The sequence below is a fragment of the Micromonospora yongxingensis genome (assembly GCF_052601155.1).
In genome coordinates this window covers 170,938-194,832 of sequence record NZ_JBQXEO010000003.1, presented here as the reverse complement: position 1 = coordinate 194,832, position 23,895 = coordinate 170,938, and the positions used below count along the sequence as shown (strand labels likewise).

23 protein-coding genes are annotated in these 23,895 nt (G+C 70.8%); 9 read left to right on the top strand and 14 right to left on the bottom strand.

The window, feature by feature from the left end; translation table 11 throughout:
- Window positions 1-37: 37 nt before the first annotated feature.
- On the top strand, window positions 38-1,255 hold the full coding sequence (gene thrS / locus ACTWLT_RS06445) for a threonine--tRNA ligase (RefSeq protein WP_445317524.1): 1,218 nt from the start codon (window positions 38-40) through the stop codon (window positions 1,253-1,255).
- 59 nt (window positions 1,256-1,314) lie between these two features.
- On the opposite strand, the gene ACTWLT_RS06440 is transcribed toward thrS, so the two are convergent.
- The 4 genes from ACTWLT_RS06440 to ACTWLT_RS06425 form a co-directional block, all read right to left on the bottom strand.
- Window positions 1,315-3,243, bottom strand: coding sequence for an ABC transporter ATP-binding protein (locus tag ACTWLT_RS06440; RefSeq protein ID WP_445317644.1), 1,929 nt, complete (start codon window positions 3,241-3,243; stop codon window positions 1,315-1,317).
- A 152-nt stretch (window positions 3,244-3,395) separates the two neighbouring features.
- Window positions 3,396-5,129: an ABC transporter ATP-binding protein gene (locus ACTWLT_RS06435; protein ID WP_252415826.1), complete on the bottom strand. Its 1,734-nt coding sequence runs from the start codon at window positions 5,127-5,129 to the stop codon at window positions 3,396-3,398.
- Window positions 5,123-5,605 (bottom strand): MarR family winged helix-turn-helix transcriptional regulator, encoded by a 483-nt coding sequence (locus ACTWLT_RS06430; RefSeq protein WP_252415825.1) that lies wholly within the window; start codon window positions 5,603-5,605, stop codon window positions 5,123-5,125. The genes ACTWLT_RS06435 and ACTWLT_RS06430 overlap by 7 nt, the downstream gene beginning before the upstream one ends.
- Before the next feature lie 25 nt (window positions 5,606-5,630).
- Entirely contained in the window at window positions 5,631-6,077 is a 447-nt protein-coding gene (locus tag ACTWLT_RS06425; RefSeq protein WP_445317523.1) for a DoxX family protein, read from the bottom strand.
- Between the two features lie 82 nt (window positions 6,078-6,159).
- On the opposite strand from ACTWLT_RS06425, the gene ACTWLT_RS06420 reads away from it, so the two are divergent.
- The gene (locus ACTWLT_RS06420; protein WP_252415823.1) at window positions 6,160-6,720 is read left to right on the top strand and encodes a TetR/AcrR family transcriptional regulator; all 561 of its coding nucleotides are present in this window, start codon (window positions 6,160-6,162) and stop codon (window positions 6,718-6,720) included.
- Window positions 6,721-6,738: 18 nt separating this feature from the next.
- On the opposite strand, the gene ACTWLT_RS06415 is transcribed toward ACTWLT_RS06420, so the two are convergent.
- Together ACTWLT_RS06415 and ACTWLT_RS06410 are read right to left on the bottom strand one after the other, a co-directional pair.
- Complete coding sequence (locus ACTWLT_RS06415) at window positions 6,739-8,178, bottom strand: GuaB1 family IMP dehydrogenase-related protein (protein ID WP_252415822.1); 1,440 nt, start codon at window positions 8,176-8,178, stop codon at window positions 6,739-6,741.
- A gap of 84 nt (window positions 8,179-8,262) precedes the next feature.
- A complete protein-coding gene (locus ACTWLT_RS06410; RefSeq protein WP_445317522.1) occupies window positions 8,263-8,859 on the bottom strand; it encodes a LysE/ArgO family amino acid transporter in 597 nt (198 codons plus the stop codon).
- Between the two features lie 69 nt (window positions 8,860-8,928).
- On the opposite strand from ACTWLT_RS06410, the gene ACTWLT_RS06405 reads away from it, so the two are divergent.
- Window positions 8,929-9,822, top strand: coding sequence for a LysR family transcriptional regulator ArgP (locus ACTWLT_RS06405; protein WP_445317521.1), 894 nt, complete (start codon window positions 8,929-8,931; stop codon window positions 9,820-9,822).
- A 69-nt stretch (window positions 9,823-9,891) separates the two neighbouring features.
- Here ACTWLT_RS06405 and ACTWLT_RS06400 read toward each other — a convergent pair whose 3' ends face one another.
- Window positions 9,892-11,640: an acetyl/propionyl/methylcrotonyl-CoA carboxylase subunit alpha gene (locus tag ACTWLT_RS06400; RefSeq protein WP_445317520.1), complete on the bottom strand. Its 1,749-nt coding sequence runs from the start codon at window positions 11,638-11,640 to the stop codon at window positions 9,892-9,894.
- A 147-nt stretch (window positions 11,641-11,787) separates the two neighbouring features.
- On the opposite strand from ACTWLT_RS06400, the gene ACTWLT_RS06395 reads away from it, so the two are divergent.
- The 3 genes from ACTWLT_RS06395 to ACTWLT_RS06385 all read left to right on the top strand — a co-directional run bounded on the left by ACTWLT_RS06395 (window position 11,788) and on the right by ACTWLT_RS06385 (window position 14,243).
- The gene (locus ACTWLT_RS06395; protein ID WP_445317643.1) at window positions 11,788-12,387 is read left to right on the top strand and encodes a PadR family transcriptional regulator; all 600 of its coding nucleotides are present in this window, start codon (window positions 11,788-11,790) and stop codon (window positions 12,385-12,387) included.
- Between the two features lie 123 nt (window positions 12,388-12,510).
- A complete protein-coding gene (locus tag ACTWLT_RS06390) occupies window positions 12,511-13,470 on the top strand; it encodes an ATP-binding cassette domain-containing protein (protein ID WP_252415818.1) in 960 nt (319 codons plus the stop codon).
- Between the two features lie 17 nt (window positions 13,471-13,487).
- Window positions 13,488-14,243 (top strand): ABC transporter permease, encoded by a 756-nt coding sequence (locus ACTWLT_RS06385; RefSeq protein WP_445317519.1) that lies wholly within the window; start codon window positions 13,488-13,490, stop codon window positions 14,241-14,243.
- Window positions 14,244-14,326: 83 nt separating this feature from the next.
- On the opposite strand, the gene ACTWLT_RS06380 is transcribed toward ACTWLT_RS06385, so the two are convergent.
- The 5 genes from ACTWLT_RS06380 to ACTWLT_RS06360 form a co-directional block, all read right to left on the bottom strand.
- Window positions 14,327-14,980: an O-methyltransferase gene (locus ACTWLT_RS06380; protein ID WP_445317518.1), complete on the bottom strand. Its 654-nt coding sequence runs from the start codon at window positions 14,978-14,980 to the stop codon at window positions 14,327-14,329.
- Window positions 14,977-15,645, bottom strand: coding sequence for a Maf family protein (locus ACTWLT_RS06375; RefSeq protein WP_445317517.1), 669 nt, complete (start codon window positions 15,643-15,645; stop codon window positions 14,977-14,979). Before ACTWLT_RS06375 ends, ACTWLT_RS06380 begins: the two co-directional genes overlap by 4 nt.
- A 192-nt stretch (window positions 15,646-15,837) precedes the next feature.
- Window positions 15,838-16,965, bottom strand: a complete 1,128-nt coding sequence (gene mycP / locus ACTWLT_RS06370; RefSeq protein WP_445317516.1) for a type VII secretion-associated serine protease mycosin — start codon at window positions 16,963-16,965, stop codon at window positions 15,838-15,840.
- 1,375 nt (window positions 16,966-18,340) lie between these two features.
- Window positions 18,341-18,799 (bottom strand): hypothetical protein, encoded by a 459-nt coding sequence (locus ACTWLT_RS06365; protein ID WP_445317515.1) that lies wholly within the window; start codon window positions 18,797-18,799, stop codon window positions 18,341-18,343.
- A gap of 87 nt (window positions 18,800-18,886) precedes the next feature.
- Window positions 18,887-19,099: an acyl-CoA carboxylase subunit epsilon gene (locus tag ACTWLT_RS06360; RefSeq protein ID WP_445317514.1), complete on the bottom strand. Its 213-nt coding sequence runs from the start codon at window positions 19,097-19,099 to the stop codon at window positions 18,887-18,889.
- 90 nt (window positions 19,100-19,189) lie between these two features.
- Between ACTWLT_RS06360 and ACTWLT_RS06355 the strand changes: the two genes are divergently transcribed.
- Entirely contained in the window at window positions 19,190-21,181 is a 1,992-nt protein-coding gene (locus ACTWLT_RS06355) for a serine/threonine-protein kinase (RefSeq protein WP_445317513.1), read from the top strand.
- Between the two features lie 89 nt (window positions 21,182-21,270).
- Window positions 21,271-21,504: a hypothetical protein gene (locus ACTWLT_RS06350; RefSeq protein WP_252415809.1), complete on the top strand. Its 234-nt coding sequence runs from the start codon at window positions 21,271-21,273 to the stop codon at window positions 21,502-21,504.
- Window positions 21,505-21,608: 104 nt separating this feature from the next.
- Here ACTWLT_RS06350 and ACTWLT_RS06345 read toward each other — a convergent pair whose 3' ends face one another.
- Together ACTWLT_RS06345 and ACTWLT_RS06340 are read right to left on the bottom strand one after the other, a co-directional pair.
- A complete protein-coding gene (locus ACTWLT_RS06345) occupies window positions 21,609-22,364 on the bottom strand; it encodes a GH25 family lysozyme (protein WP_445317512.1) in 756 nt (251 codons plus the stop codon).
- A gap of 126 nt (window positions 22,365-22,490) precedes the next feature.
- Window positions 22,491-23,042, bottom strand: a complete 552-nt coding sequence (locus ACTWLT_RS06340; protein ID WP_445317511.1) for a Uma2 family endonuclease — start codon at window positions 23,040-23,042, stop codon at window positions 22,491-22,493.
- A 101-nt stretch (window positions 23,043-23,143) separates the two neighbouring features.
- Between ACTWLT_RS06340 and ACTWLT_RS06335 the strand changes: the two genes are divergently transcribed.
- Window positions 23,144-23,887, top strand: coding sequence for a M50 family metallopeptidase (locus ACTWLT_RS06335; protein WP_445317510.1), 744 nt, complete (start codon window positions 23,144-23,146; stop codon window positions 23,885-23,887).
- Window positions 23,888-23,895: the final 8 nt, after the last annotated feature.

Sequence of the window (23,895 nt, the reverse complement as noted above, 5' to 3'; positions counted from 1 at the left end):
GGTCGCCTCCGGGTCGTACCCGATCCAGGAGCACGACATGATCGACCACCGCAAGCTCGGCCGGGAGCTGGACCTCTTCGTCTCCGACCCGCTGGCCGGCGCCGGCCTGCCGATCTGGCTGCCGGCCGGCGCCGCCGCCCGGCACGCCGTCGAGGAGTACGTCCGGGAGTTGGAACGCCGCTCCGGCCACCAGCACGTCTACTCGCCGCCGTTGGGCAAGCGCGAACTCTTCGAACTCTCCGGGCACCTCGGCTACTTCGCCGACGACATGTTCCCGCCGATGCGCCTGAGCGCCGACGACGAGTTCGTACTCCGGCCGGCGCTGTGCCCACACCACGCACTGGTGTTCCGGGCGCGGGGCCGCTCCTACCGGGAGTTGCCGCTGCGGATCGCGGAGCTGGGCGGGATGTACCGCTCGGAGCGCTCCGGTGTGCTCGGCGGCCTGTCCCGGGTACGCGCCATCTCGCTGAACGACGCGCACACCTTCTGCGCTCCCGACCAGGTGGGCGAGGAGGTGGTGGAGATCCTCGGCCTGATCCGCTCCGCGCACGCGGCGCTCGGCGTCCGCCCGGCGGGTTTCCGGCTGTCGCTGCGGGGGCCGGGTGGGAAGTACGTCGGCGACGACGCGCAGTGGGCTCGCGCCGAGGATCTGCTCCGGGGTGCGCTGGCCGGGGTGGAGTACGTCGAGGCGCCGGGGGAGGCGGCGTTCTACGGCCCGAAGATCGACATCCAGATCGTCGACGCGGCGGGCCGGGAGTCGACCATCTCCACCATCCAGCTGGACTTCGACAAGCCGGAGCGGTTCGACCTGTCGTACACCGACTCTGATGGCAGCCGACGCCGGCCGGTGATGGTGCACCGCAGCCTGGTCGGCAGCATGGAGCGGCTGTTCGCGTACCTCATCGAGGTGCACGAGGGCGCTTTCCCGGCCTGGTACGCGCCGGTCCAACTGGTGCTGCTGCCGGTGGACGGCGGGCAGGTCGACGCGGCGGCCGAGCTGGCGCGCCGGGCCGTCGACTCCGGGCTGCGGGTCGAGGTCGACGTCGCCGGCTCGCTGGGCGCCCGGATCCGGGACGCGGCCCGCCGGCGCGTGCCGTACCTCGGGGTGCTGGGTGCCCGTGAGGCGGCCGACGACCGTCTCGCCCTGCGCCTGCGCGACGGCCGCACCCTGCCCCCGATGCCGGCCGCCGCCGCACTGACCCTGATCACCAACCAGGTCGCCCTCCGCGCCACCGACCTCCTGCCCGCGAGCTGACCCACCCGTCGATCCGGGGCGAATCGTTGTGAGTGGATCTCCGTTCACGATGATCCGCCCTAGATCGACGCGGGCTGGGGGGACGCGGGTTCCTCGTCCACCACGGCGGCCGTGAACTGGGACTGGTACAGGCGGTGGTACGCGCCTCGGGCGGCGAGCAGTTGCTCGTGGGTGCCCTGCTCGACGATGCGGCCGTTCTCCATCATGAGGATCAGGTCGGCGTCCCGGATGGTGGAGAGCCGGTGGGCGATGACGAAGCTGGTCCGGTCCGAGCGCAGCGCGGCCATCGCCCGTTGCAGCAGCACCTCGGTACGGGTGTCCACCGAGCTGGTCGCCTCGTCCAGGATCAGCAGGGACGGCTCGGCGAGGAACGCCCGCGCGATGGTGATGAGCTGCTTCTCGCCGGCACTGACGTTGCTGCCCTCCTCGTCGATGACCGTGTCGTAGCCGTCCGGCAGGCTGTGCACGAACCGGTCGACGAAGGTGGCCCGGGCCGCAGCGATGATCTCCTCCTCGGTCGCGTCCGGCCGGCCGTAGGCGATGTTGTCCCGGATGGTGCCGCCGAAGAGCCAGGTGTCCTGGAGCACCATGCCGATCCGTCCGCGCAGGTCGTCGCGGCGCATGGTCGTGATGTCCACCCCGTCGAGGGTGATCCGCCCGGCGTCCAGCTCGTAGAACCGCATCACCAGGTTGACCAGGGTGGTCTTGCCGGCGCCGGTCGGGCCGACGATGGCCACCGTGTGCCCCGGCTCGGCGACCAGCGACAGGTCGGCGATCAGCGGCTTGTCCGGCTCGTACCGGAACGAGACGTGCTCGAACTCGACGCGGCCGTGCGGGTCGGCGACCCGGGCCGGCTTCGCCGGGTCGGGGGTCTGCTCGTCGGCGTCGAGCACCGCGAAGACCCGCTCGGCGGACGCCACCCCGGACTGGAGCAGGTTGGCCATCGAGGCGAGCTGGGTGAGGGGTTGGGTGAACTGGCGCGAGTACTGGATGAACGCCTGCACGTCGCCGAGGCTCATCGTCCCGGAGGCCACCCGCAGCCCGCCGACCACGGCGATCGCCACGTAGCTGAGGTTTCCGATGAACATCATCGACGGCATGATGATCCCGGAGATGAACTGGGCGCCGAAGCTGGCCCGGAACAGCTCGTCGTTCTTGGCGTGGAACGCGGCCTCCACCTCACGCTGCCGGCCGAAGACCTTCACCAGCTCGTGACCGGTGTACGCCTCCTCGATCTGGCCGTTCAGCTCGCCGGTGTGCTTCCACTGGGCGATGAACTGCTGCTGGGAGCGCTTGGCGATGCGCTGGGTGACCAGCACCGACAGCGGCACCGCGACCAGGGCCACCAGGGCCAGCAGGGGCGAGATCCAGAACATCACGGCCAGCACGCCGACGACGGTCAGCAGCGAGGTGAGCAGTTGGCTCAGCGTCTGCTGGAGGCTGGTGGAGATGTTGTCGATGTCGTTGGTGACCCGGCTGAGCAACTCGCCGCGGGGCTGCCGGTCGAAGTAGGGCAGCGGCAGGCGGTTGAGCTTCTCCTCCACCTCGGCGCGCAGGCGCAGCACCGTGCGCTGGACGACACCGTTGAGCAACCAGCCCTGCCACCACATCAGCAGGCTCGCCGCCAGGTAGAGCCCGAGCGCCAGCAGCAGCACCCGGCTCAGGGCGGTGAAGTCGATGCCCGTCCCGGGCACCACGTCCATCCGGGCCAGCATGTCGGCGAAGCTGTCGTTGCCGCTGGCCCGGGCCGCCGCGACGGCCTGCTCGGTGGTGGTGCCCGCCGGCAGTTGCCGACCGATCACCCCACTGAAGATCAGGTCGGTGGCGTGGCCGAGGATCTTCGGCCCGGCGACGCTGAACCCGACGCTCACCACGGCCAGCGTGACGATGGCGGTCAGGTGCAGCCGGTGCGGGCGCAGCCGGCCGAGGAGCCGCCGGGCGGACGGCCCGAAGTTCATCGACTTCTCGGCGGGCATCCCGGCGGTCATCCACCCCGGGCCGCCGCGCTGGCCGCCGGGCGGCAGCCGCTTCGGCGTCGGCGCGCCGCCGCCGGGCTGCTGTGCGTCGCCTCCCGGCGTCCGCGCGTCGCCGGCCGGCTTCTGACTGGGTACGGCCGCGGTCCGCGGCTCGTCGGGCTGGCTCATGCCGGCACCTCCGCCGTCTGCTGGGAGGACACGATCTCGGCGTACGTCGGGCAGGTTTCCAGCAGGTCCTCGTGTCGTCCCACTCCGACGACCCCTCCGTCCTCGAGCACGATGATCTGGTCGGCGTCGACGATCGTGGAGACCCGCTGGGCCACGATCACCACGGCGGCGTCGGCGGTGACCGGGCGCAGCGCCGCGCGCAGCCGCGCGTCGGTGCCGAGGTCGAGCGCGGAGAACGAGTCGTCGAAGAGATAGATCTCCGGTTGCCGCACGAGGGCCCGCGCGATGGCCAGGCGTTGCCGCTGCCCACCGGAGACGGTGCTGCCGCCCTGGGCGATCGGGGCGTCCAGCCCGCCGGGCATCTCGGCCACGAACTCGCGGGCCTGGGCGATCTCCAGCGCCGCCCACAACTCGTCGTCGGTGGCGTCCGGGTTGCCGTAGCGCAGGTTGCTGGCGACGGTGCCGGTGAACAGGTACGGCCGCTGCGGCACCAGGCCGATGCGCCGCCACAGCTCGTCGGGTGCCAGGTCGCGCACGTCCACGCCGTCGACCAGCACCGCGCCGGCGGTGACGTCGACCAGGCGGGGAATGAGCGACAGCAGGGTCGTCTTGCCGGCGCCGGTGCTGCCGATGATCGCCGTGGTGGTGCCCGGGGTGGCCCGGAAGGAGATGTCCCGCAGGACCGGCTCGACCGCGCCCGGGTACTGGAAGCGCACTCCGCGCAGTTCCAGCTCCGCGCGGGTGGGCAGCTCGGTGACCGGGGCGGCGGCGGGGACCACCGACGAGTCGGTGTCCAGCACCTCGACGATCCGCTCGGCGCAGACCGAGGCCCGGGGCACCATCATCAGCATGAAGGTGGCCATCATGACGGCCATCAGGATCTGCATCAGGTACTGCAGGAAGGCGGTGAGAGCGCCGACCTGGATCGCTCCGGCGTCGACCCGCTGCGCGCCGAACCAGAGCACGGCCACGCTGGAGACGTTCAGCACCAGCATGACCACCGGGAAGATCAGGGCCAGCAGTCGACCGGTACGCAGGGCGGTGGCGGTCAGGTCGGCGTTGGCGACGCCGAAGCGGTCCGTCTCGTACGGCTCGCGGACGAAGGCGCGGACGACCCGGATGCCGGTGATCTGCTCGCGCAGCACCCGGTTGACCGTGTCGATCCGGGTCTGCATCAGGCGGAAGCCGGGCACCATCCGACGGATGATCATGCTGAGGGCGACGGCCAGCACCGGCACGCTGACCAGCATCAGCCAGGAGAGCCCGAGGTCCTCCCGGAGTGCCATCGCCACGCCGCCGACACTCATGATCGGCGCGGCGACCAGCATCGTGCAGCTCATCAGCACGAGCATCTGGACCTGCTGCACGTCGTTGGTGTTGCGGGTGATCAGCGACGGCGCGCCGAACCGGGCCACCTCGCGGGCCGAGAAGCGGTTGACGTGCCCGAACAGCGACGCGCGGACGTCCCGGCCGAAGCCCATCGCGATCCGCGCACCCAGGTAGACGGCGGCGATCGAGCAGATGATCTGGATCAGGCTGACCAGCAGCATCCAGCCGCCGGTGCGCACGATGTAGTCGGTGTCGCCCCGGGCCACGCCCTGGTCGATGATGTCGGCGTTGAGGCTGGGCAGGTAGAGCGAGGCCATGGTGCCGACGAACTGGAGCAGCACCACCGCCGTCAACGGTTGGTGGTAGGGGCGCAGATTGTCGCGCAGCAGTCGGATCAGCACGCCGGATCCTTCGGTTCGGTGTCGCGTCCGGTCATCCGCGGGTCGTCCCCGCTGCCGATGACTTCGAGCAGGAACTCCCGGATCACCTGGGCCTTCGCCGGGTCGGCGTCGACCGACGTGAGCGGGCGTCCGGAGTGCATCAACGTGGTGAGGGCGGCCACCCGCTCCCGGCCGGCGGGGGTGATGGCGAGCCGGACGCTGCGGCGGTCGCTGTCGTCGCGCTGCCGTTCGACCAACCCGTCGCGGGCCAAGGTGTCGACGATGCCGGTCAGGGTCGCCGGGCGGACGAAGCCCTTCTCGGCGACCTCCCGGTGGGGCAGTTCGCCGTGTCGGGCGAGGGTCATCAGCGTCACCATGCCGGCCTGGGTGAGGCCGTGCTCCTCGGCGAGGTAGCGGTTCCACCGCTGCCCGACGAGGTGCCCGGCCACCACCAGCAGCCGGCCGAGCGGCACATCCTGGAGAGTGACGAGTTCCACGAGAGGCACGTTAGCGCCCTGATAGTCAGGGGCCAAACGAAATTGCCGCAGCGGTGGCCACGAACACGATCTGCAGGGCGGTGCGCGTGCCCAGCGGGGTGACCGGTTGCCCGGCGAGGGTCAGCCCGCGGCGGGCGGCCGAGACGTTGGCCGGGAACATCGCGAGCATCAGCAGGCCGAGTCCGGCCGCCGCCGGGCGGGCGGTCGCCGGCAGCAGCAAGCCGATCGCGCCGACCAGTTCCAGCACGCCGGTCAGGGTGACGAGCAGTCCCGGTCCGGGCAGGCGAGGCGGGACCATCGCGATCAGGTCGGCGCGCCGTCGGCCGACGAAGTGCGCCATGCCGGTCACCACGAACATCAGGGCCAGCCCGACCCGCAGGGCGGGGTGCCAGCCGTCCAGCGCGTCGACGCCGGCCACGCCGATCAGCCGGGCCAGGGCGGTGCCGACCACCAGGGCGATCAGGGGTGCCATCGAATCCTCCTCCACGAACTTGTCGGTGACAAGATTGCGGTCCGGAGGGGCATCTTGTCAATGGCAAGATAGGATCACGAACATGACCGGAACGCGCGCGTACCACCACGGCGACCTGCGCCGCGCCCTGCTCGCCGCCGCACTGGAGGCGATCGAGGAGGTCGGGCCGGGCGCGCTGAGCCTGCGCGACCTCGCCCGGCGTGCCGGCGTCTCGCATGCCGCACCCGCGCACCACTTCGGCGACAAGGCCGGCCTGCTCACCGCGCTGGCCGCCCAGGGCTTCGACCTGTTGGCGCAGACGCTGAGCGAGGCGCGGGACGACCTGCTGGGAGCCGGTGTCGCGTACGTCGACTTCGCCGTCCGGCACCGCGCGCACTTCGAGGTGATGTTCCGGCCCGAGCTCTACCGGACCGACGACGCCGAGGTGGTCACCGCCCAGGGGCGGGCCCGGGCGGCACTGCGGGCCGGGGTGGCCGCACTGCCGACCCGTGGCACGCCCGCCGATCCCGACCGGGACTCGCTCGCGGCCTGGTCGATCGCGCACGGCTTCGCGACCCTCTGGCTGGCGGGCGCGCTGCCGGACCGGGTCGGCGAAGACCCACGCGAGGCCGCCCGAGCCGTCCTGCGCCGGCTCGTCACCTGACGTGGACGCCCCCTGGGCTCACCAGCTGGTGGGCAGCGGCATTCCCTCGGTGAAACCGGCGGCACTCTGCACGCCGACGATCGCCCGCTCGTGGAACTGCGCCAGGTCCCGTGCACCGGCGTAGGTGAAGGCGCTGCGCACCCCGGCGATGATCTCGTCGATCAGGTCCTCGACGCCCGGCCGGGCCGGGTCCAGGTGCATCCGGGCCGAGGAGATGCCCTCCTCGAACACCGCCTTGCGCGCCCGGTCGTACGGGCTGTCATCGGCGGTACGGGCGCTGACCGCCCGCGCCGAGGCCATCCCGAAGCTCTCCTTGTACCGCCGACCGTCGGCGTCCGTGTACAGGTCACCGGGGGACTCGTAGGTGCCGGCGAACCAGGATCCGATCATGACGTTCGAGGCGCCGGCGGCGAGCGCGAGCGCCACGTCGCGCGGGTGCCGCACGCCGCCGTCGGCCCAGACGTGCCGGCCGAGCTCGCGGGCCGCGGCGGAGCAGTCGAGCACGGCGGAGAACTGCGGCCGGCCCACACCGGTCATCATCCGGGTGGTGCACATCGCCCCCGGGCCGACACCGACCTTGATGATGTCGGCGCCCGCCTCCACCAGGTCGCGTACCCCCTCGGCGGTGACCACGTTGCCGGCTGCCACCGGGACCCCCGGGTCCAGCTTGCGGACCGCCTGCAGTGCGGAGATCATCCGTGCCTGGTGGCCGTGCGCGGTGTCCACGACCAGCGTGTCCACCCCTGCCTCGAGCAGTGCCGCGGCCTTGCCCGTGACGTCACCGTTGATCCCGACGGCGGCGGCGATCCGCAGCCGGCCCTGGTCGTCCACCGCCGGGGTGTAGAGGGTGGCCCGCAGCGCGCCCTGCCGGGTCAGCACCCCGACCAGCCGGCCGTCGGCGTCCACCACGGGTGCGAGTCGGCGCCGACCCGCCGAGAGCAGGTCGAAGCCGGTACGCGGGTCCGCGTCCGCCGGGACGGTGTGCAGTTCGGTGGACATCACGTGCCGCAACTGGGCGAACCGGTCCACGCCGATGGTGTCCGCCTCGGTGACCACGCCCATCGGGCGGCCTGCCTCGTCGACCACGATCACCGCGCCGTGTGCGCGTTTCGGCAGCAGGTGGATGGCGTCGCCGACGGTCTCGGTCGGGCCCAGGGTGATCGGGGTGTCGTAGACCAGGTGCCGCTGCTTGACCCAGGCGACGACGTTGGCGACCACCTCGATCGGGATGTCCTGCGGGATCACCGCGATCGCGCCCCGCCGGGCCACCGTCTCGGCCATCCGCCGGCCGGCGACCGCGGTCATGTTCGACACCACCAACGGGATGGTGGTGCCCGTGCCGTCGCCGGTGGACAGGTCGACATCGAGTCGGGAACCCAGGTCGGAGCGGCCCGGCGCCATGAAGACGTCGGTGTAGGTCAGGTCGTGCGCGGGGACCGCGCCGTGAAGGAACTGCACCTGGCCATCATTCCCGCTCGTGGCCCGTCCTGCCGCCGGTGGTCACGGAAAACACTCCCGCCGTCGTCGCCCCGCCACAGGGGGTCAGCCCAGCAGGAGCGCCACGGCGAGCCCGGTCATCACGACGGCGATGAGCGCGTCCAGCACCCGCCAGGCCCCGGCACGGGCCAGCAGCGGGGCGAGGCGCTGCGCGCCTACGCCGAGCGCGGTGAACCAGACCACACTGGCCAGGGCCGCCCCGGCGCCGAAGACCCAGCGGTGTGGGTGCTGCTGGGCAACCCCGCCGAGGAGGAGCACGGTGTCGAGATAGACGTGCGGGTTCAGGTAGGTGAAGGCGGCGCAGGTGAGCAGGGTGGCCCCCAGCGTGGCCGGCGGCCGTTCGGTGGGCACCAGGGCGCCGGGACGCAGGGCACGGCGGGCGGCGAGCGCCGCGTAGCAGAGCAGGAACGCCGCGCCGCCCCACCGGATCGCCGTCAGCACGCCCGGCCGGCCCGTCACCAGCGTGCCGATCCCGGCGACGCCCGCCGCGATCAGCAGCGCGTCCGACACGGCGCAGGTCAGCACAACGGCGACGACGTGCTCTCGGCGCAGACCCTGACGCAGGACGAACGCGTTCTGGGCGCCGATGGCGACGATGAGCGCGATGGAGATCGAGAAGCCGGCGACGGCGGAGGTGAGCACGCATCGACGCTAGGACCGCGAGGCGAATGCAGTCCAGCTAAACATTTTTACGTAGCTTAAGCTGATCTGATGGAAGGTCTCGACTCGGCGCAGTTGCGGACGCTCGCCGCGGTGGTCGCGGAGGGCAGCTTCGAGGCGGCGGCCCGGCTGCTGCACCTCACGCCGTCCGCGGTGAGCCAACGGATCAAGGCACTGGAGGAGACCGTCGGCCAGGTGCTGGTCCGCCGGACCCGACCCTGCGTGGCGACCGAGGCCGGCCGGCCGCTGCTGCGCCTGGCCGGTCAGCTCACGCTGCTCGAACTGGAGGCGCTGGCCGACGCCCGCGGTCCGCTGGCCGGAGGCGGACGCATCCGGGTCGCTGTGGTGGTCAACGCGGACTCGCTCGCCACCTGGTTTCCCGCCGCCCTGGCCCGACTGCCGCAGCGGGCGGGGCTCTTCTTCGACCTGCGTCAGGACGATCAGGACCACACCGCCGAGCTGCTCCGGGACGGTTCGGTGACGGCGGCGGTGACCGCCCAACGGGAGGCCGTGCAGGGCTGCCGGGTGCTACCGCTGGGCGCCATGCGCTACCGCGCGCTGGCCACGCCGGAGCTGGCCTCCGCCCACTTCGCCGAGGGGCTCACCCCGGACGCGCTGGCCGGCGCGCCGATGGTCGTCTTCGACCGGAAGGACCGGGTGCAACACCGCTTCATCCGGGCGGTGGCCGGCCGGCCGCTCGACCCGCCGGTGCACTACGTGCCGTCCGTGCCGGCCTTCAGTGAGGCGATCCGGCTCGGGCTCGGCTGGAGTCTGGTGCCGGAACAGATCGCCGAGGCCGACCTGGCCGCCGGTCGCTGTGTCGACCTCGCGCCGGGCCGGCACCTGGACGTCCCGCTCTACTGGCAGCACTGGAGGTTGGAGTCGGACGTGCTGAACGCCCTGACCGCCGCCGTCCGCGCGGTCGCCGCCGAGACCCTCCGCTGACCGCCGACGCCTCCCGCCCGGTACGTCGGGCCGACCTCCGCCGGGGCCGTCAGGGGCCTTCCGGACAGCTCAGGCGATGGTGCAGATCGCGGCGCCGGCGGTGATCACGGCACCGACCTCGGCGGTGAGCCCGCTGACCGTGCCCGCCTTGTGGGCGTGCAGCGGCTGCTCCATCTTCATCGCCTCCAGCACCACCACCAGGTCACCCTCGGCCACGGTGTCACCGTCGGCGACTGCGATCTTGACGATGGTGCCCTGCATCGGCGAGGTGAGCGCGTCGCCACCGACCGGGGTGCCGGCCTTGGCCCCGCCGCCGCGCCGGGTCGGCTTGCGCGTGGCTGGCGCCGCGGTGGTCGTACCCCCGCCGAAGCCGGCGGGAAGGCTGACCTCCAGCCGCTTGCCACCCACCTCGACCACGACGGTCTCGCGCTCGGCCGGCGCCTCGGCGGCACTTGCGGCGCCGAACGGCGGCACGGTGTTGTGGAACTCGGTCTCGATCCACCGGGTGTGCACGGTGAACGGCTCGGCGGTGAACGCCTCGTCCCGCACCACGAGCCGGTGGAACGGCAGCGCGGTGGCCATCCCGTCGACCACCATCTCGTCGAGGGCGCGGCGGGCCCGCTCCAGCGCCTCGGTCCGCGTCTCACCGGTGATGATGACCTTGGCCAGCAGGGAGTCGAAGTTGCCGCCGATCACGTCCCCGGCCGAGATGCCGGTGTCCACCCGCACGCCGGGGCCGGTGGGCAGCCGCAACGCGGTGACGGTGCCCGGGGCGGGCAGGAAGTTGCGGCCCGGGTCCTCGCCGTTGATCCGGAACTCGATGGAGTGCCCGCGCGGCGTCGGGTCCTCGGTGATCCGCAGCTTCTCCCCGTCGGCGATCCGGAACTGCTCGCGGACCAGGTCGATGCCGGCGGTCTCCTCGGTGACCGGGTGCTCGACCTGGAGCCGGGTGTTGACCTCCAGGAAGGAGATGGTGCCGTCGGCGCCGACCAGGTACTCCACCGTGCCGGCGCCGTGGTAGCCGGCCTCACGGCAGATCGCCTTGGCGCTGTCGTGGATCTGCGCGCGCTGGGCGTCGGTGAGGAACGGCGCGGGTGCCTCCTCGACCAGCTTCTGGTGCCGGCGCTGCAACGAGCAGTCCCGGGTGCCGACCACGATCACGTTGCCGTGCTGGTCGGCGAGGACCTGCGCCTCGACGTGCCGCGGCTGGTCCAGGTAGCGCTCGACGAAGCACTCGCCCCGGCCGAACGCCGCCACGGCCTCCCGGGTCGCCGACTCGAACAGCTGGGGGATCTCCTCCATGGTCCGGGCCACCTTGAGGCCGCGCCCGCCGCCACCGAAGGCGGCCTTGATGGCGACCGGCAGACCGTGGTCGACGGCGAACGCCATCACCTCGTCCGGGTTGGCCACCGGGTCCGGGGTGCCGGGGACCAGCGGCGCGCCGGCCCGCTGGGCGATGTGCCGGGCGGTGACCTTGTCACCCAGGTCCCGGATCGCCTGCGGGGTGGGGCCGATCCAGGTCAGCCCCGCGTCGATGACGGCCTGGGCGAAGTCGGCGTTCTCGGACAGGAAGCCGTAGCCGGGGTGCACGGCGTCGGCGCCGGCCCGGGCGGCCACGTCGAGCAGCTTGTCGATGCGCAGGTACGTCTCGGTCGCGCTGTCCCCGCCGAGCGCGTACGCCTCGTCCGCGAGCGTGGCGTGCAGGGCGTCGCGGTCGGAGTCCGCGTACACCGCGACACTGCCCAGGCCGGCGTCGCGGCAGGCGCGGATCACCCGGACGGCAATCTCGCCGCGGTTGGCGATAAGTACCTTGCGCACCTTCGTGGCTCCTCCCGGCAGGTTACTGACCGGGAGTGTATCGGCCACCCTGGCGGCCCTAACGATCGCTCAGTGTGGGATGCCGCACTGTCCCTGCCGCCCCTAGTCAAACTTGGCTAATACGCTTGTGCGGTGTCTGCGACTCGGATGATGATCCTCGGGCTGGTGCGGTGGATGCAGCCCGTGCACGGCTACGACGTGCGCCGCGAGCTGTTGAGCTGGAGCGCCGACAAGTGGGCCAACGTGCAGCCCGGGTCGATCTACCACGCGCTGCGCAAACTCACCGAGGAAGGGCTGCTGCGTGCCGTCGCCATCGAGCAGGTGGGTGCCCGTCCGGCACGTACCACCTACGAGGTGACCGCCAAGGGGGAGGACGAGTTCGAGACGTTGTTGCGCAACCTCTGGTGGAACTTCTCCGAGCCGGTGGACCCGTTCACGGCGGCGTTCTCCTTCCTGCCCGCGATGCCGCGGTCGGAGGCGGCGGCGGCCCTGCGCAACCGGGCCAACCTGCTGCGCGCCGGCATCGAGTCGATGCGCGCCTCCCTGCAGTCGGACTGGGTGCGCAACACCAAGCCCGTACACGTGGGGTGGATGTTCGAGCTCTGGTCGGCGCGGGCGGAGGCGGAGATGGCCTGGTGCGAGCGGATCGCCGAGAAGATCGAATCCGGAGTGTCGTACCTGCCTGCTGAGCTGGAGAACGCCGAGGTTTGGCCGCAGTGGACCGACGGAGCGTCCGACGCGAAATAATCAACGTTGACCATAAGAGCTATATCGCGTTAGCCTGCTGTCGGCACAGCGGGGGAGTGCGCCGTCCGGCGTCGTCCCCTCTCGACGGCCGGCCGCCGCCGGCCCGGACGACCAGGAGCAGAGATGATCGAGACCAGGGGGCTGCGGAAGTCGTTCCGCTCCCGCGCGGGTCGAGAGACGAAGACGGTGGACGCCGTGCGCGGCGTCAACCTCGAGGTCGCCGAGGGTGAGATCTTCGGCTTCCTCGGCCCGAACGGCGCCGGCAAGACCACCACGCTGCGGATGCTCGCGACGCTGATCGAGCCCGATGGTGGCGAGGCCACCATCGCCGGCGCCGACCTGCGCAAGGACCCGGCCGAGGTGCGCCGCCGGATCGGTTACGTCCCGCAGGGCGGCAGCACCTGGGACGAGTCGACCGCCCGCGAGGAGCTGGTGCTGCACGCGCGGATGTACGGCATCGGCAAGGCCGACGCGCAACAGCGCGCCTCCCGCGCGCTGGACGCCTTCCAGCTCACCGAGTACGCCGACCGCAAGTGCAAGACCTACTCCGGCGGTCAGCGACGGCGGGTGGAGATCGCGCTCGGCATCATCCACGAGCCGAAGATCGTCTTTCTGGACGAGCCGACCACCGGCCTCGACCCGCAGAGCCGCGCGCACATGTGGGATGAGATCCGACGGCTCCGCCGCGACGGGATGACCGTCTTCATCACCACGCACTACCTGGACGAGGCCGACGCGCTCTGCGACCGGATCGCGATCATGGACAACGGCGAGGTGGTGGCCGAGGGCACCCCGGCCGAACTCAAGCGGGAGATCTCCGGCGACGTGGTGCTGGTCGGCCTCGACCTGGCCGCCACCCCACAGGCCGCCCAGCTGCTCGACGCCGAGCCGTACGTCAACAAGCTGGAGACCGCCGACGAGGGCGGCCTGCGCCTCTACGTCGACGAGGGCGCCACCGCGATCCCGCAGGTGCTGCGCAGGCTCGACCAGGCCGGGCTGGACCTGCGCTCGATCGAGCTGCACCGGCCCAGCCTGGACGACGTCTTCCTCACCAAGACCGGCCGCTCGCTGCGCGAGTCCTGACCACCCGGAGACGACTCATGAAATTCGCCCGTGACACCTGGCTGATCTTCCAGCGGCAGACCCAGCTGCTGCTGCGCAACCCGGTCTGGGTCTTCGTCGGCGTCTTCCAGCCGGTGATGTACCTGCTGCTCTTCGCCCCGCTGCTCAAGCCGGCGCTGAACGCGCCCACCCAGGCCGCCGCCTACAAGATCTTCGTACCCGGTCTGCTGGTGCTGCTGGCCATCTTCGGTGGCCTGTTCCAGGGCTTCGGCCTGATCGCCGAGCTGCGCGCCGGGGTCATCGAACGCTCCCGGGTCACCCCGATCAGCCGGCTCGCACTGCTGCTCGGCCGCTCGCTGCGCGATGTGGTCTCGCTCATGGCGCAGGCCGTCATCATCACCCTGCTGGCGCTCCTGTTCGACCTGCGGGTGTTCATCGGGGACCTGCTGCTGGCGTACCTGATGTTGGCTCTGATCGCGCTGATGACCTCGGCCGTCTCCTACGGCGTCGCGCTCAAGGTCAAGAGCGAGGACGCCCTGGCCCCGCTGATGAACACGGTGGCGCAGCCGGTGCTGCTGCTCTCCGGCATCCTGCTGCCGCTGACCTTCGCACCCGGCTGGTTGCAGGGCATCGCCGACTGGAACCCGTTCTCCTGGGCGGTCGACGGCACCCGGGCGCTGTTCGCCGGCGACCTGGGCAGCGACAAGGTCTGGCAGGGCCTGGGCATCACGGCGGTGCTCGCCGCGGCGGGGGTCGTCTGGGCCGCCCGCCAGTTCGCCCGCAGCGTCCGCTGACGCATGCCTTCTGGCTTTCACTGGATATCGGGGTGTCCTCACACGGGGACACCCCGATATCCGCGTTGAGGGGATACCGGCGCTCAGCGCACCCGGGCCAGGGTCAGTCCGTCGGCGACCGGCAACATGACCGGGTCAACCCGCACATCGGCCAGGACCTCGTCGTTGAAGGCGGCGATGGCCCGGTCGGCTTCGTTCTGCGGCGCGATCACCCGGCCGCCGCGCAGCACGTTGTCGACGGCGATCACCCCGCCCGCACGCATCCGGGGCACCAGCTCCGCCCAGTAGATCGGGTAGCCGGTCTTGTCCGCGTCGATGAACGCGAAGTCCAGGTACCGCTCGTGGGGCAACTCCCGCAGGGTGTCCCCGGCCGGGCCGATCCGCAGGTCGATGCGGTCCTGCACCCCCGCCCGGGACCAGTAGCGCCGGGCGATGCCGGTGAACTCCTCGGAGATGTCGAAGCAGGTCAACCGCCCATCCTCGGGCAGGCCCCGGGCGATCGCCAGCGACGAGAGCCCGGTGAACGTGCCGACCTCGACGGCCTGTCGCGCACCGAGCAGCCTGGTGAGGAAGGTCAGGAACGCGGCCTGTTCCGGGGCCACCTGCATGGTGGCGTGCTCCGGCAGCACCGACCGGGTCTCCTCCGCGAGGTCCCGGATGATCTCGTCCGGCGGGGAGCCGTGCGCGACCAGGTATGCGTGCAGTTCGTCGGTGAGCGGGATCGACTTGGTGGTCATGACGGGACGTTACCGAGCGGCTCGACGGTCTGGCCGCCCGGCGCGACCTTCGTCCACAGGTCGGTGACCCGTAGACCCAACTCGGCGAGGAGCCGGCGCAGCAGCGGCATCGACAGCCCGACCACCGTCCCCGGGTCACCCTCGATCCGCTCCACGAACGCCCCACCCAACCCGTCGATGGTGAACGCGCCCGCCACCGCCAGCGGCTCACCGCTGGCCACGTACGCGGCGATCTCGTCGTTGCTGATGTCGGCGAAGTGGACGGTGGTCGAGGCGACCGCCTCCGCCCGACGCCCGGCGGCGACGTCGATCAGACAGTGCCCACTGTGCAGAACGCCGCTGCGGCCCCGCATCCGCTGCCACCGCCGGGTGGCGTCCGCAGGATCGGCCGGCTTGCCGAGGATCTCCCCATCGAACGCGAGCACGGAGTCACAGCCGATCACCAGCGTCCGCTGGTCGGCGGCCGGGCTCAGCCGGGTCAGCACCGCCTGCGCCTTGAGCCGAGCCAACTCCAGGCACAGGTCCTCGGCTCGTTCGGTCACTACCAGGGACTCATCCACCCCGCTGACCAGCACATCCGGCTCGATGCCGGCGGCCTGGAGCAACTTGCGACGGGCAGGGCTCGCCGAGGCGAGCACGAGGCGGAGCGGCAGGGAAACAGACACCCGACCGACGTTACCGGCTCACCACCCCGGCCACCCCGCCCGCCACGACCTTCCAACCGGCTGCGGTCGCGGCCACTCCCGCTATACACGCCCACGCCATGATCCACTCCACTTCCTTGATATCGGGCTGTCCCACCACCCCTGACACCCCGACATCAATGATCCCGAGTCGATCGCCGCGCCATCTCCCGCTCAGCGACTGATTCGGGGAGGCGGATCGTCGCCGCGCCGACGCCGCCGCACCGCCAGCGCCCACACCGCACCGGCGGCCACGATCACGCCGAGGGTCGCCAGACCCCGCACCGTCGCGCCGTCGTCGTCGCCCGGCCGGGCGGCGGCCGTCGTGGTCGGGCCACCGCCGGCCGGCGCGCTCGCCGACTCGAACCCCAACGGGGGTACGTCTGCCGTCAGCGCCGCCACCAGGTCGATCACGCCATAGCCGTACTCGTCGTCGCGCCCAGGCGGACCCTTGTCGACGGCCGTGGCCGTCAGGCGGTGCGCCACCTCCTGCGCGGGCAGGTAGGGGTACTTGGACCGGATGAGGGCTGCGGCTCCCGCCACGATGGCCGTCGCGTCGGAGGTGCCGGTGCCCTTGCGGTACTTGCCGTTGATGCTCGTGCTGTAGATGTCAACCGCCGGCGCGACCACATCGATCTCCGGTCCAGTCACGGAGATCGCAGCATGATTACCGTCTCGATCTATCCCACCGACAGCAATCACCTCTGGGTATCGTGCAGGGTAACCGACAAGCTGTTCCCGAGGTGCGTTTCCGGCTCCGGCCACGACAATGACGTCAGCTTGTGCGGCGATTCTGACCGCCTGCTGCAGTCGTGCACTAGATCCTCCAGTAATCGAAACGCTGATGACATCCGCGCCGCTGCTGACTGCATATTCGATCGCAGACGCAAGTGCGTCTGTGTCTCCATCTAAGCCTGGGGGCGAGCAAAAGATTGGCAAGATTTTAGCTTTGGGTGCGACACCGGAAGCTCCTAAGCCCCGTTCGCTGTGCGCGGCAATTAGACCGGCCATCCCCGTGCCGTGGCCATCTCTGTCTGTCCGGCCATCGCCGCTGCCTCCAGCGATTATGTCCTTTCCGATCAGGACATTATCCCGCAGGTCCTGATGTAACTCCACGCCACTATCAGGAAGCGCAACGGTTACCCCCTCGCCTTGGCTAATCTTGTGTGCATCGGCAACCTTGAGGTAGTTCAAGTGCCACTGGTCCTCATTGATCTGGCGAGCCGGTTGTGACGTCGGTGTTGCGGCTCCCACCGGAAGGCCCAACGCAACCAGAAGGGTGAGGACGAGATGGGATCTCACCGAGGAAGGCCGAGGGCGGGGCCAGGGTCGATTGGGCCGTCCTCCTCCGGCGGGCGTACCACTGGGGCTACTCCTTGGTCCGTTTTCCACGGGTGGTCCGGGTCCCACCGATGGGGCTCGCCGTCGCCGTCACGCTGATCCCGCTGGCTAGGTCGACCATGTGGGCTATTAATGCTTGATCCGGTACCTATGCCAGGGGAGCCGCCAAGGGGAGCAAAGCCATTCATGCCACCGTGAGTGCGAGGAGCGCTAGGCCGTGAGCCTGCTCCTCCTGCCGGCGCCGTGCCAGCGCCGCCGCCACCGATGACACCACCTATGGGATTGACGCGACGAGGCGACGTAGGGTTTATGCCTGGCTGGCCAAGCCCTAGCCCAGGTGTTCCACCGATCAAACCCCCTGGCGGCATCGGGCGGGGTGATGCCGTCGGGTTGGCCCCACCCTTCGTGGTCTCGGGCATTGATCGTCCCATCGGCCCGCGTTGCTCCGCTGACGGCCTGAGCGCTCTCGGCACCTTGGGCATAGGTCCGAGCGTTGAGGGCGGACCCACACTAGATGGTGTGTTAACGGAGCCCAATTGTGGGGTGCGGGGCAGGTCTTGGATTGGCGTCGCTGGTGCCGCAGTGGCACCGCCAAGTACGGGCCCCATTCCAGTCGCGATCGGCACTCGCTCGACACGCGGGGTACTCGACTGCGGGTCGACCGCCATATTGGGCTTCGATGCCGACAAGGGAACCGGAACAATCGGAGGGATTATCGGAGCTGTATCTGCTGCCGTAGTAGAGAGCTGTTCGTCAACTCGGGGTGCAGGCCGCGCTGGTGGTTTTTGGAGAGTGGCTTGGGCTTGTTGGAGTTCGCCACTGAGGTTGAACATCATGGCGCGGGCCTGCGTGTTCAGCCGTTCCAGCTCACCGTCGGCCACGGGTGATTCGGTGACCCGACTGCCCATGATCGCCTTCGGGTCGGCGGCCGTCGCCTCGTACGCCTGCTTCTGCTGGAGCTTGGCCGCGTACTCCTCGTAGACCTTGCGGAGTTCGGCGCGGGTGGTGCCGATGGCCTGGGTGGCGGCGGACAGTGCGGTGTAGTTGGCGGCCGCGGCGTCGTGGGTGCGGCGCACCTTGTCGATCAGCTCGTCGAGCTGGGCGAGGTATGTGCTGGAGGCGGCGCTGGTTTGCGGTGGCCACGCCTCGGCGAGGCCGCGCCGGTATTCCTGGAGGCGGCCGAGGTGGATCTGCGCCAGGTCGCAGACCTTGCGCCAGCCGGCGACCTGCTTCCAGTGGTTGGCGGTGTCGTGGTCCTGTAGGCACGCCCACATGCTGTTGACGTCCATCAGCTGCCAGTCGGTGACGCCGGAGGTGCGGCCGCTGCCCCGTTCGATCACGGCAGGACCACCGGCCTTTCGCTGCCGGGGCCGGTTGGATCGCTGAGCATTGGCGTCGGGCCGCCGGGCAGGACCGTCGTCGGGTCGGCGAGTGCCCGCTGGACGTCCCCCACCCGGGCGGCGGAGAAGGCGTCGGTGTCGGCGTACTGGGTGGCGACCCGGTCTGCGGCGGCGGCCAGGTGGCCGGTGGCGCCGCGGACCGCGTACACCATGTCGGTCGTGGCCTGCTGCGTCTCGTGGTGTGCGTGCAGGAACGTCACGAGCTCGATGAAGGCGTCGCAGGGGTTGGGCACCTTCGCGGACATGTCGTCGGCGATGTACGACAGGTGTGGCGCGTAGTTGCTCTCGACCTCGGCGGCGAGCCGGTCGGCGAACTCCCGGAGCTGTCGGATGTCGGCCTCGATGCCGCCGTAGTTACGCAGCCAGGCCGTCGGCTGGTCCTCTTCGGGGATCATCGATCCTCCCTACCGTCACTGCACCGTTTCCCTGAGTGAGGTTAACGGCTGGGAGCGACCCTGGCAGCCCCCGCGCGGCGGTTCGGGTCAGCGGGGCAGGCCGGCGGAGCGCCACCCGCCGGGACCGGCCGCGAGCGCCGTGCCGGCCGGTCGACCGCTGCGCGCCCAGGTGGACGCGGCCACCGGCGAGGGGGCGGCGGCCGGGCGGGACCGGACGACGATCGCCCCGACCAGGGCCGCGAGTTCCTCGGCGGTGGGCACGCCGCGGACGACCCGGAACAGGGGCTCTTCGGCAGACATGACGCCAGGGTACGCGGCGCGAAGTTGCGGGGAACGCACAGTGGCGTGCCGGCGGTGTGACAGTCGGGCGCTCCGGGTACCGTCTCACCGATGTCGAACGCGCTTCCCCAACTTGTCGCTGACCGATACCGGCTTCTGTCGCCGCTCGGCCAGGGCGGCATGGGTCGGGTGTGGAAGGCGCGCGACGAGGTGCTGCACCGGGACGTCGCCATCAAGGAGTTGGTGCCGCCGCCCGGCCTCACCGACGAGGAGCGCCGCGAGATGCGCGAGCGCTCGCTGCGGGAGGCGCGGGCCATCGCCCGGCTCAACCACGTCAATGTCGTGCGCATCTTCGACGTGCTGCGCACCGACGGCGACCCGTGGATCGTCATGGAGTACGTGGCGTCGAAGTCGTTGCAGGACACCCTCGCCGAGGACGGGCCGGTGTCGCCGGCCCGCGCGGTCGAGATCGGGCTCGGCGTGCTGGGCGCCCTCAACGCGGCGCACAAGGCGGGCGTCATGCACCGCGACGTCAAACCGGGCAACGTGCTGCTCGGCGACGACGGGCGGGTGGTGTTGACCGATTTCGGTCTCGCCACCATTCCGGGTGACCCGAACGTCACCCGCACGGGCATGGTGCTCGGCTCGCCCGCGTACATCTCGCCGGAGCGGGCCCGGGACGGCACCGCCGGGCCGGAGGCCGACCTGTGGTCGTTGGGCGCGACGCTCTACGCGGCGGTCGAGGGCAAGTCGCCGTACGCCCGCCCGTCCGCGATCGGCACGCTGGCCGCGCTGGCCACCGAGCCGATACCGCCGCCGAAGAACGCCGGCCCGCTCAAGGCCGTGCTCAACGGACTGCTGCGCAAGGACCCGGACGAGCGGATCACCGCCGAGGTGGCGGAGAGGCTTCTGCGCCGCGCCGGGGGCAAGCGGGCGCGCAGCATCTCGCTGCTTGATGGCGTACGCCGGCCAGGGCCGAACGGTCCACGCGAACCGCGCCCGCCGCACGTGCCGGCACCGCGACCTGCCGAGGACCGCGCCGACCAGCCGGTGTCACCGCCGGCGCCCACCCCGCCGCCGGCGGCTGCTGCCGCGACCCCCGCCGCGACCTCCGCCGCCGACGCGACGCCGACGGCCGTCGTGAATTCCGGCGCGGACGCTGACCCGACCGCGGCCGTGCCCGCGGAACCGACCGCCACGATCGACCGCCCGGAGGTCTCAGCCGCCGAGCCGGCGACGAGCGCCGCGGCTCCGGACGACTCACCCGGCGGCGGTACGACGGTGGCCGACGACGAGCCGACCGCGGTCGACGGCCCACCGGTGGCACCGGAGCAGCGCAGGCCGACCACTCCCACGTCGGTCATGCCTGCGGCGGTGGACCCGGTCGGGCGCGCGGCGGTGCCGCCGTCGGACGGCACGAAGCCGAACAACAACCGACGCAACCTGCTGATCGGGGCCGTGGTGGTCCTGCTGCTCATCGGCCTCGCGGTGATCGTGCCGAAGCTCGGCGGCAAGGACGAGGACACCCCGCAGGCCGGCCCGACCGGGGCCGCCGGGACGTCGGCGCCCGCGCAGACGTCCGCGCCGGCGGCGCCCCCGCCCACCAGCAGCGCTCCGAGTCCCACGCCGTCGGCAACTCCCTCGGTCGATCCGAACGCGTTGCCGCCGGGCTGGAAGCTGCACCGGGACCCCGTTGGTTTCAGCCTGCCGCTGCCCGACGGCTGGGTACGCCGACAGGTCGACGGCAACACGATCGTCTTCGACCAGTCCAACGGGCCGGGCGAGCTGCTCGTGCAGTGGACGCCGACGCCGAAGAAGGACGCGTACGCCGACTGGAAGAGCCTTGAGGGATCTCGTAAGAACCTCGTCAACGACTACCAGTACATCGACATCAGGCGTTGCGACTTCTGGAAGACCTGCGCGGACTGGGAGTGGCTGGAGACCCGCGACGGGACCAGGATCCACGTCCGCAACCGCGGTTTCGTGACGGCCAGCAATCGTGGGTACGCCCTGCGGTGGGAGATCGCCGAGAAGGACTGGCAGGCCAACCTGCCGAACTTCGACCGGATCGCCAAGGGGTTCGTGCCCGACCGCCAGGACTGAGCGGCGGGATTCGCACCGGTACGAAACTGATTCGCATGACCTTCCGTCGTCCTGGGTACCTGACCTTCGACGACGGAAGGAGGTACGACATGGGTTACCGACGGAGGGACGCTCGGCCCCGGCTGGCACTGTGGATGCTCGTCGCACTCGGTGACGTGGTCCTGCTGCTGGTCAGCGCGGGCATCGGGGCGTTCATCGCACTGCTCAGCGTCGTGACCGTTGCCGTCTGCGGGGTGGGCGTGTGGAAGCTGACCCGGCGGGGCGCTCTGGTGCGTGAGGACGCGCCGGTGGCGGTGCCGGTCATGAGCCGACGGCGGGCCTGACCCCGTACCGGTGGCGTGGCGGCAGCCGGACCGATTGTCGACCGTGAGGTGACAGCCGATCCCGCTGCCGCCAACTGCCTCCCCAGGCGGGCGGACCGTGTGGATCAGGGCGTGTTGTTGGCCAGGGCGATCAGCCGGGTGCGGTCACCGTTCCAGTAGTTGCGGTCCACGTTGCCGCTGATCCCGGAGACGACGCCGGTGCTCGTGTACTGCCAGAAGCTCCACACCGGAGCGCCGGCCGGCAGCGTGCCAGGCGTGCTCGACCAGCGGGCCAGCCAGAGCGGGTGGTTTGCCCACGGGCCGGTCCAACTGCCGGTGCACTGGTTCCAGAAGCTGGTCGTGGTGTAGATGACCGCGTAGCGGCCGGTGCGGGAGCGGTAGGTGTTCAGGAAGTCCTGCACCCAGTTGCGCATGCCGGTGGTGCTGAGCCCGTAGCAGTAGCCGCCCGCGTACGGGTTGGCTTCGAGGTCCAATGCGGCGGGGAGCGTCCGGCTGTCGGCCGACCAGGCGCCGCCGTTGGACGCGAGGTAGTTCGCCTGGGTCGAACCGGCGGAGATGTTCGGCCGGGCGAAGTGGTACGCCCCGCGGATCACCCCGGCGTTGTACGAGTTGACGTAGTTGGCGTTGAAGTTCGGGTCCTTGTAGCTGGTGCCCTCGGTGGCCTTGATGAAGGCGAACTGGATGCCGGCGTTGCGGACGCTCGTCCAGTTGATGGTGCCCTGGTAGCGGGATACGTCGATGCCGGGCGTGGTCGCCGCGGCCGCCGGACCGGCGGTCGCGACCAGGGCCGCCGCGGCGGTGGCGAGGACGGTGAGGCCGGCCGCGAGCACGCGGCGCAGCGGTGATCTGGTACGGGCCATGGCTGCCTCCAAGGACGTCTTCTATTGACGCCCATCTTTGGAGGTTAGTGCCCTAGATCACAAGAGTTACTGAAGAAACTTTCACCGACGGGTGTCGGTGGCCCGGCGACTTCGCGGTGAACCGGGTCAGCGCAGGGCGGCTGGGTCGAGCTGCCAGCGGAACGGTTCCACGATGGTCAGCGTCTCGCCGGGCTTGGCCACCTGGTCCTCGACGTAGTGCCCGCCGTCGAGCCGGAACAGCCGCAGGGAGTGCCAGTCGCCGTCCTGTTCGACCAGCAGGTACCAAGGGATCCGCGCGATGGCGTAGAGCTGCATCTTGAGCAGGCGGTCGGCGGCGGCGTTACCCGGCGAGACGACCTCACCGACGAGAGACACTCGATCGGCGTCGAGAAAGGTGCCCTCGTCGTCGACATCAGTCACGACGAGATCCGGAATGACGACCCGATCGATGCCGAGCCGGACGTTGATCACATCGTAGACCGATAGACCGTGAGGATTTGCTGCCGTCTCGATGCTGTTCGCCAGTCGACGCGACACCCGCTGGTGTCGTCGGCTCGGGGCAGGGCTGACCAGCAGGCTCCCGTCGAGCAGTTCGATCCGGTCAGGCGTCTCGCCCAGGGCGAAGTAGTCGGCCTCGGTCCACAGTCCGACATGCGGCTCCAGGGGCGCTGCGCTCACGTGCGCTCAGCTCCCGCTCCGCTCGCCACCCGATCAGTCTCACACGATACGAGGCGGTGGCCCGGGACCGACACCGAACGCCGCCGGTAGGCTCGCGCCCCATGATGTCGATCGACGGGCTGGGCGACCTGTGGGACACGCTGTTCGGCGCACAGCCGGACCCGCCCTCGCTGCTGGTGCTGATCACCGCGGCCGTCGCGCTGGTGGTGGTCAGCACCCGACTGCCGTGGCGGATCGCCCGCAACGCCATCACCATCGCCCACGAGGGCGGGCACGCGCTGATCGCCCTGCTCACCGGCCGTAAGCTGCGCGGCATCCGGCTGCACTCGGACACGTCGGGGTTGACGCTCTCCGCCGGCCGACCCACCGGGCCGGGGATGATCCTCACCCTGCTCGCCGGCTACGTCGCCCCACCGCTGGTCGGGTTGGCCGGTGCCTGGCTGCTCGGCGGCAACCGGATCACCCTGCTGCTCTGGGTCGCGGTGGCGCTGCTGCTCGCCATGCTGGTCATGATCCGCAATGCCTTCGGCGTGGTGTCGCTGCTGGTCACCGGCGCCCTGGTGCTCGCAGTCTCGTGGTACGCCACCCCGCAGGTGCAGGCCGCGTTCGCGTACACCGGGGTGTGGTTCCTGCTGCTCGGCGGGTTGCGGCCGGTGGTGGAGCTGCAACGGCTGCGCTCCCGCGGCCGGATGCCCGCCTCCGACGCCGATCAGCTCGCCGGGCTCACCCCGTTCCCGGCGTTCTTCTGGGTGACCTTCTTCGCCCTGGTCAACGTGGTCGCGCTCGTCGCCGGAGCCCTGCTGCTGGCGGGCCCGATCCTCAGCGACGCCGGCCTGACCATCTGATCGCAGAG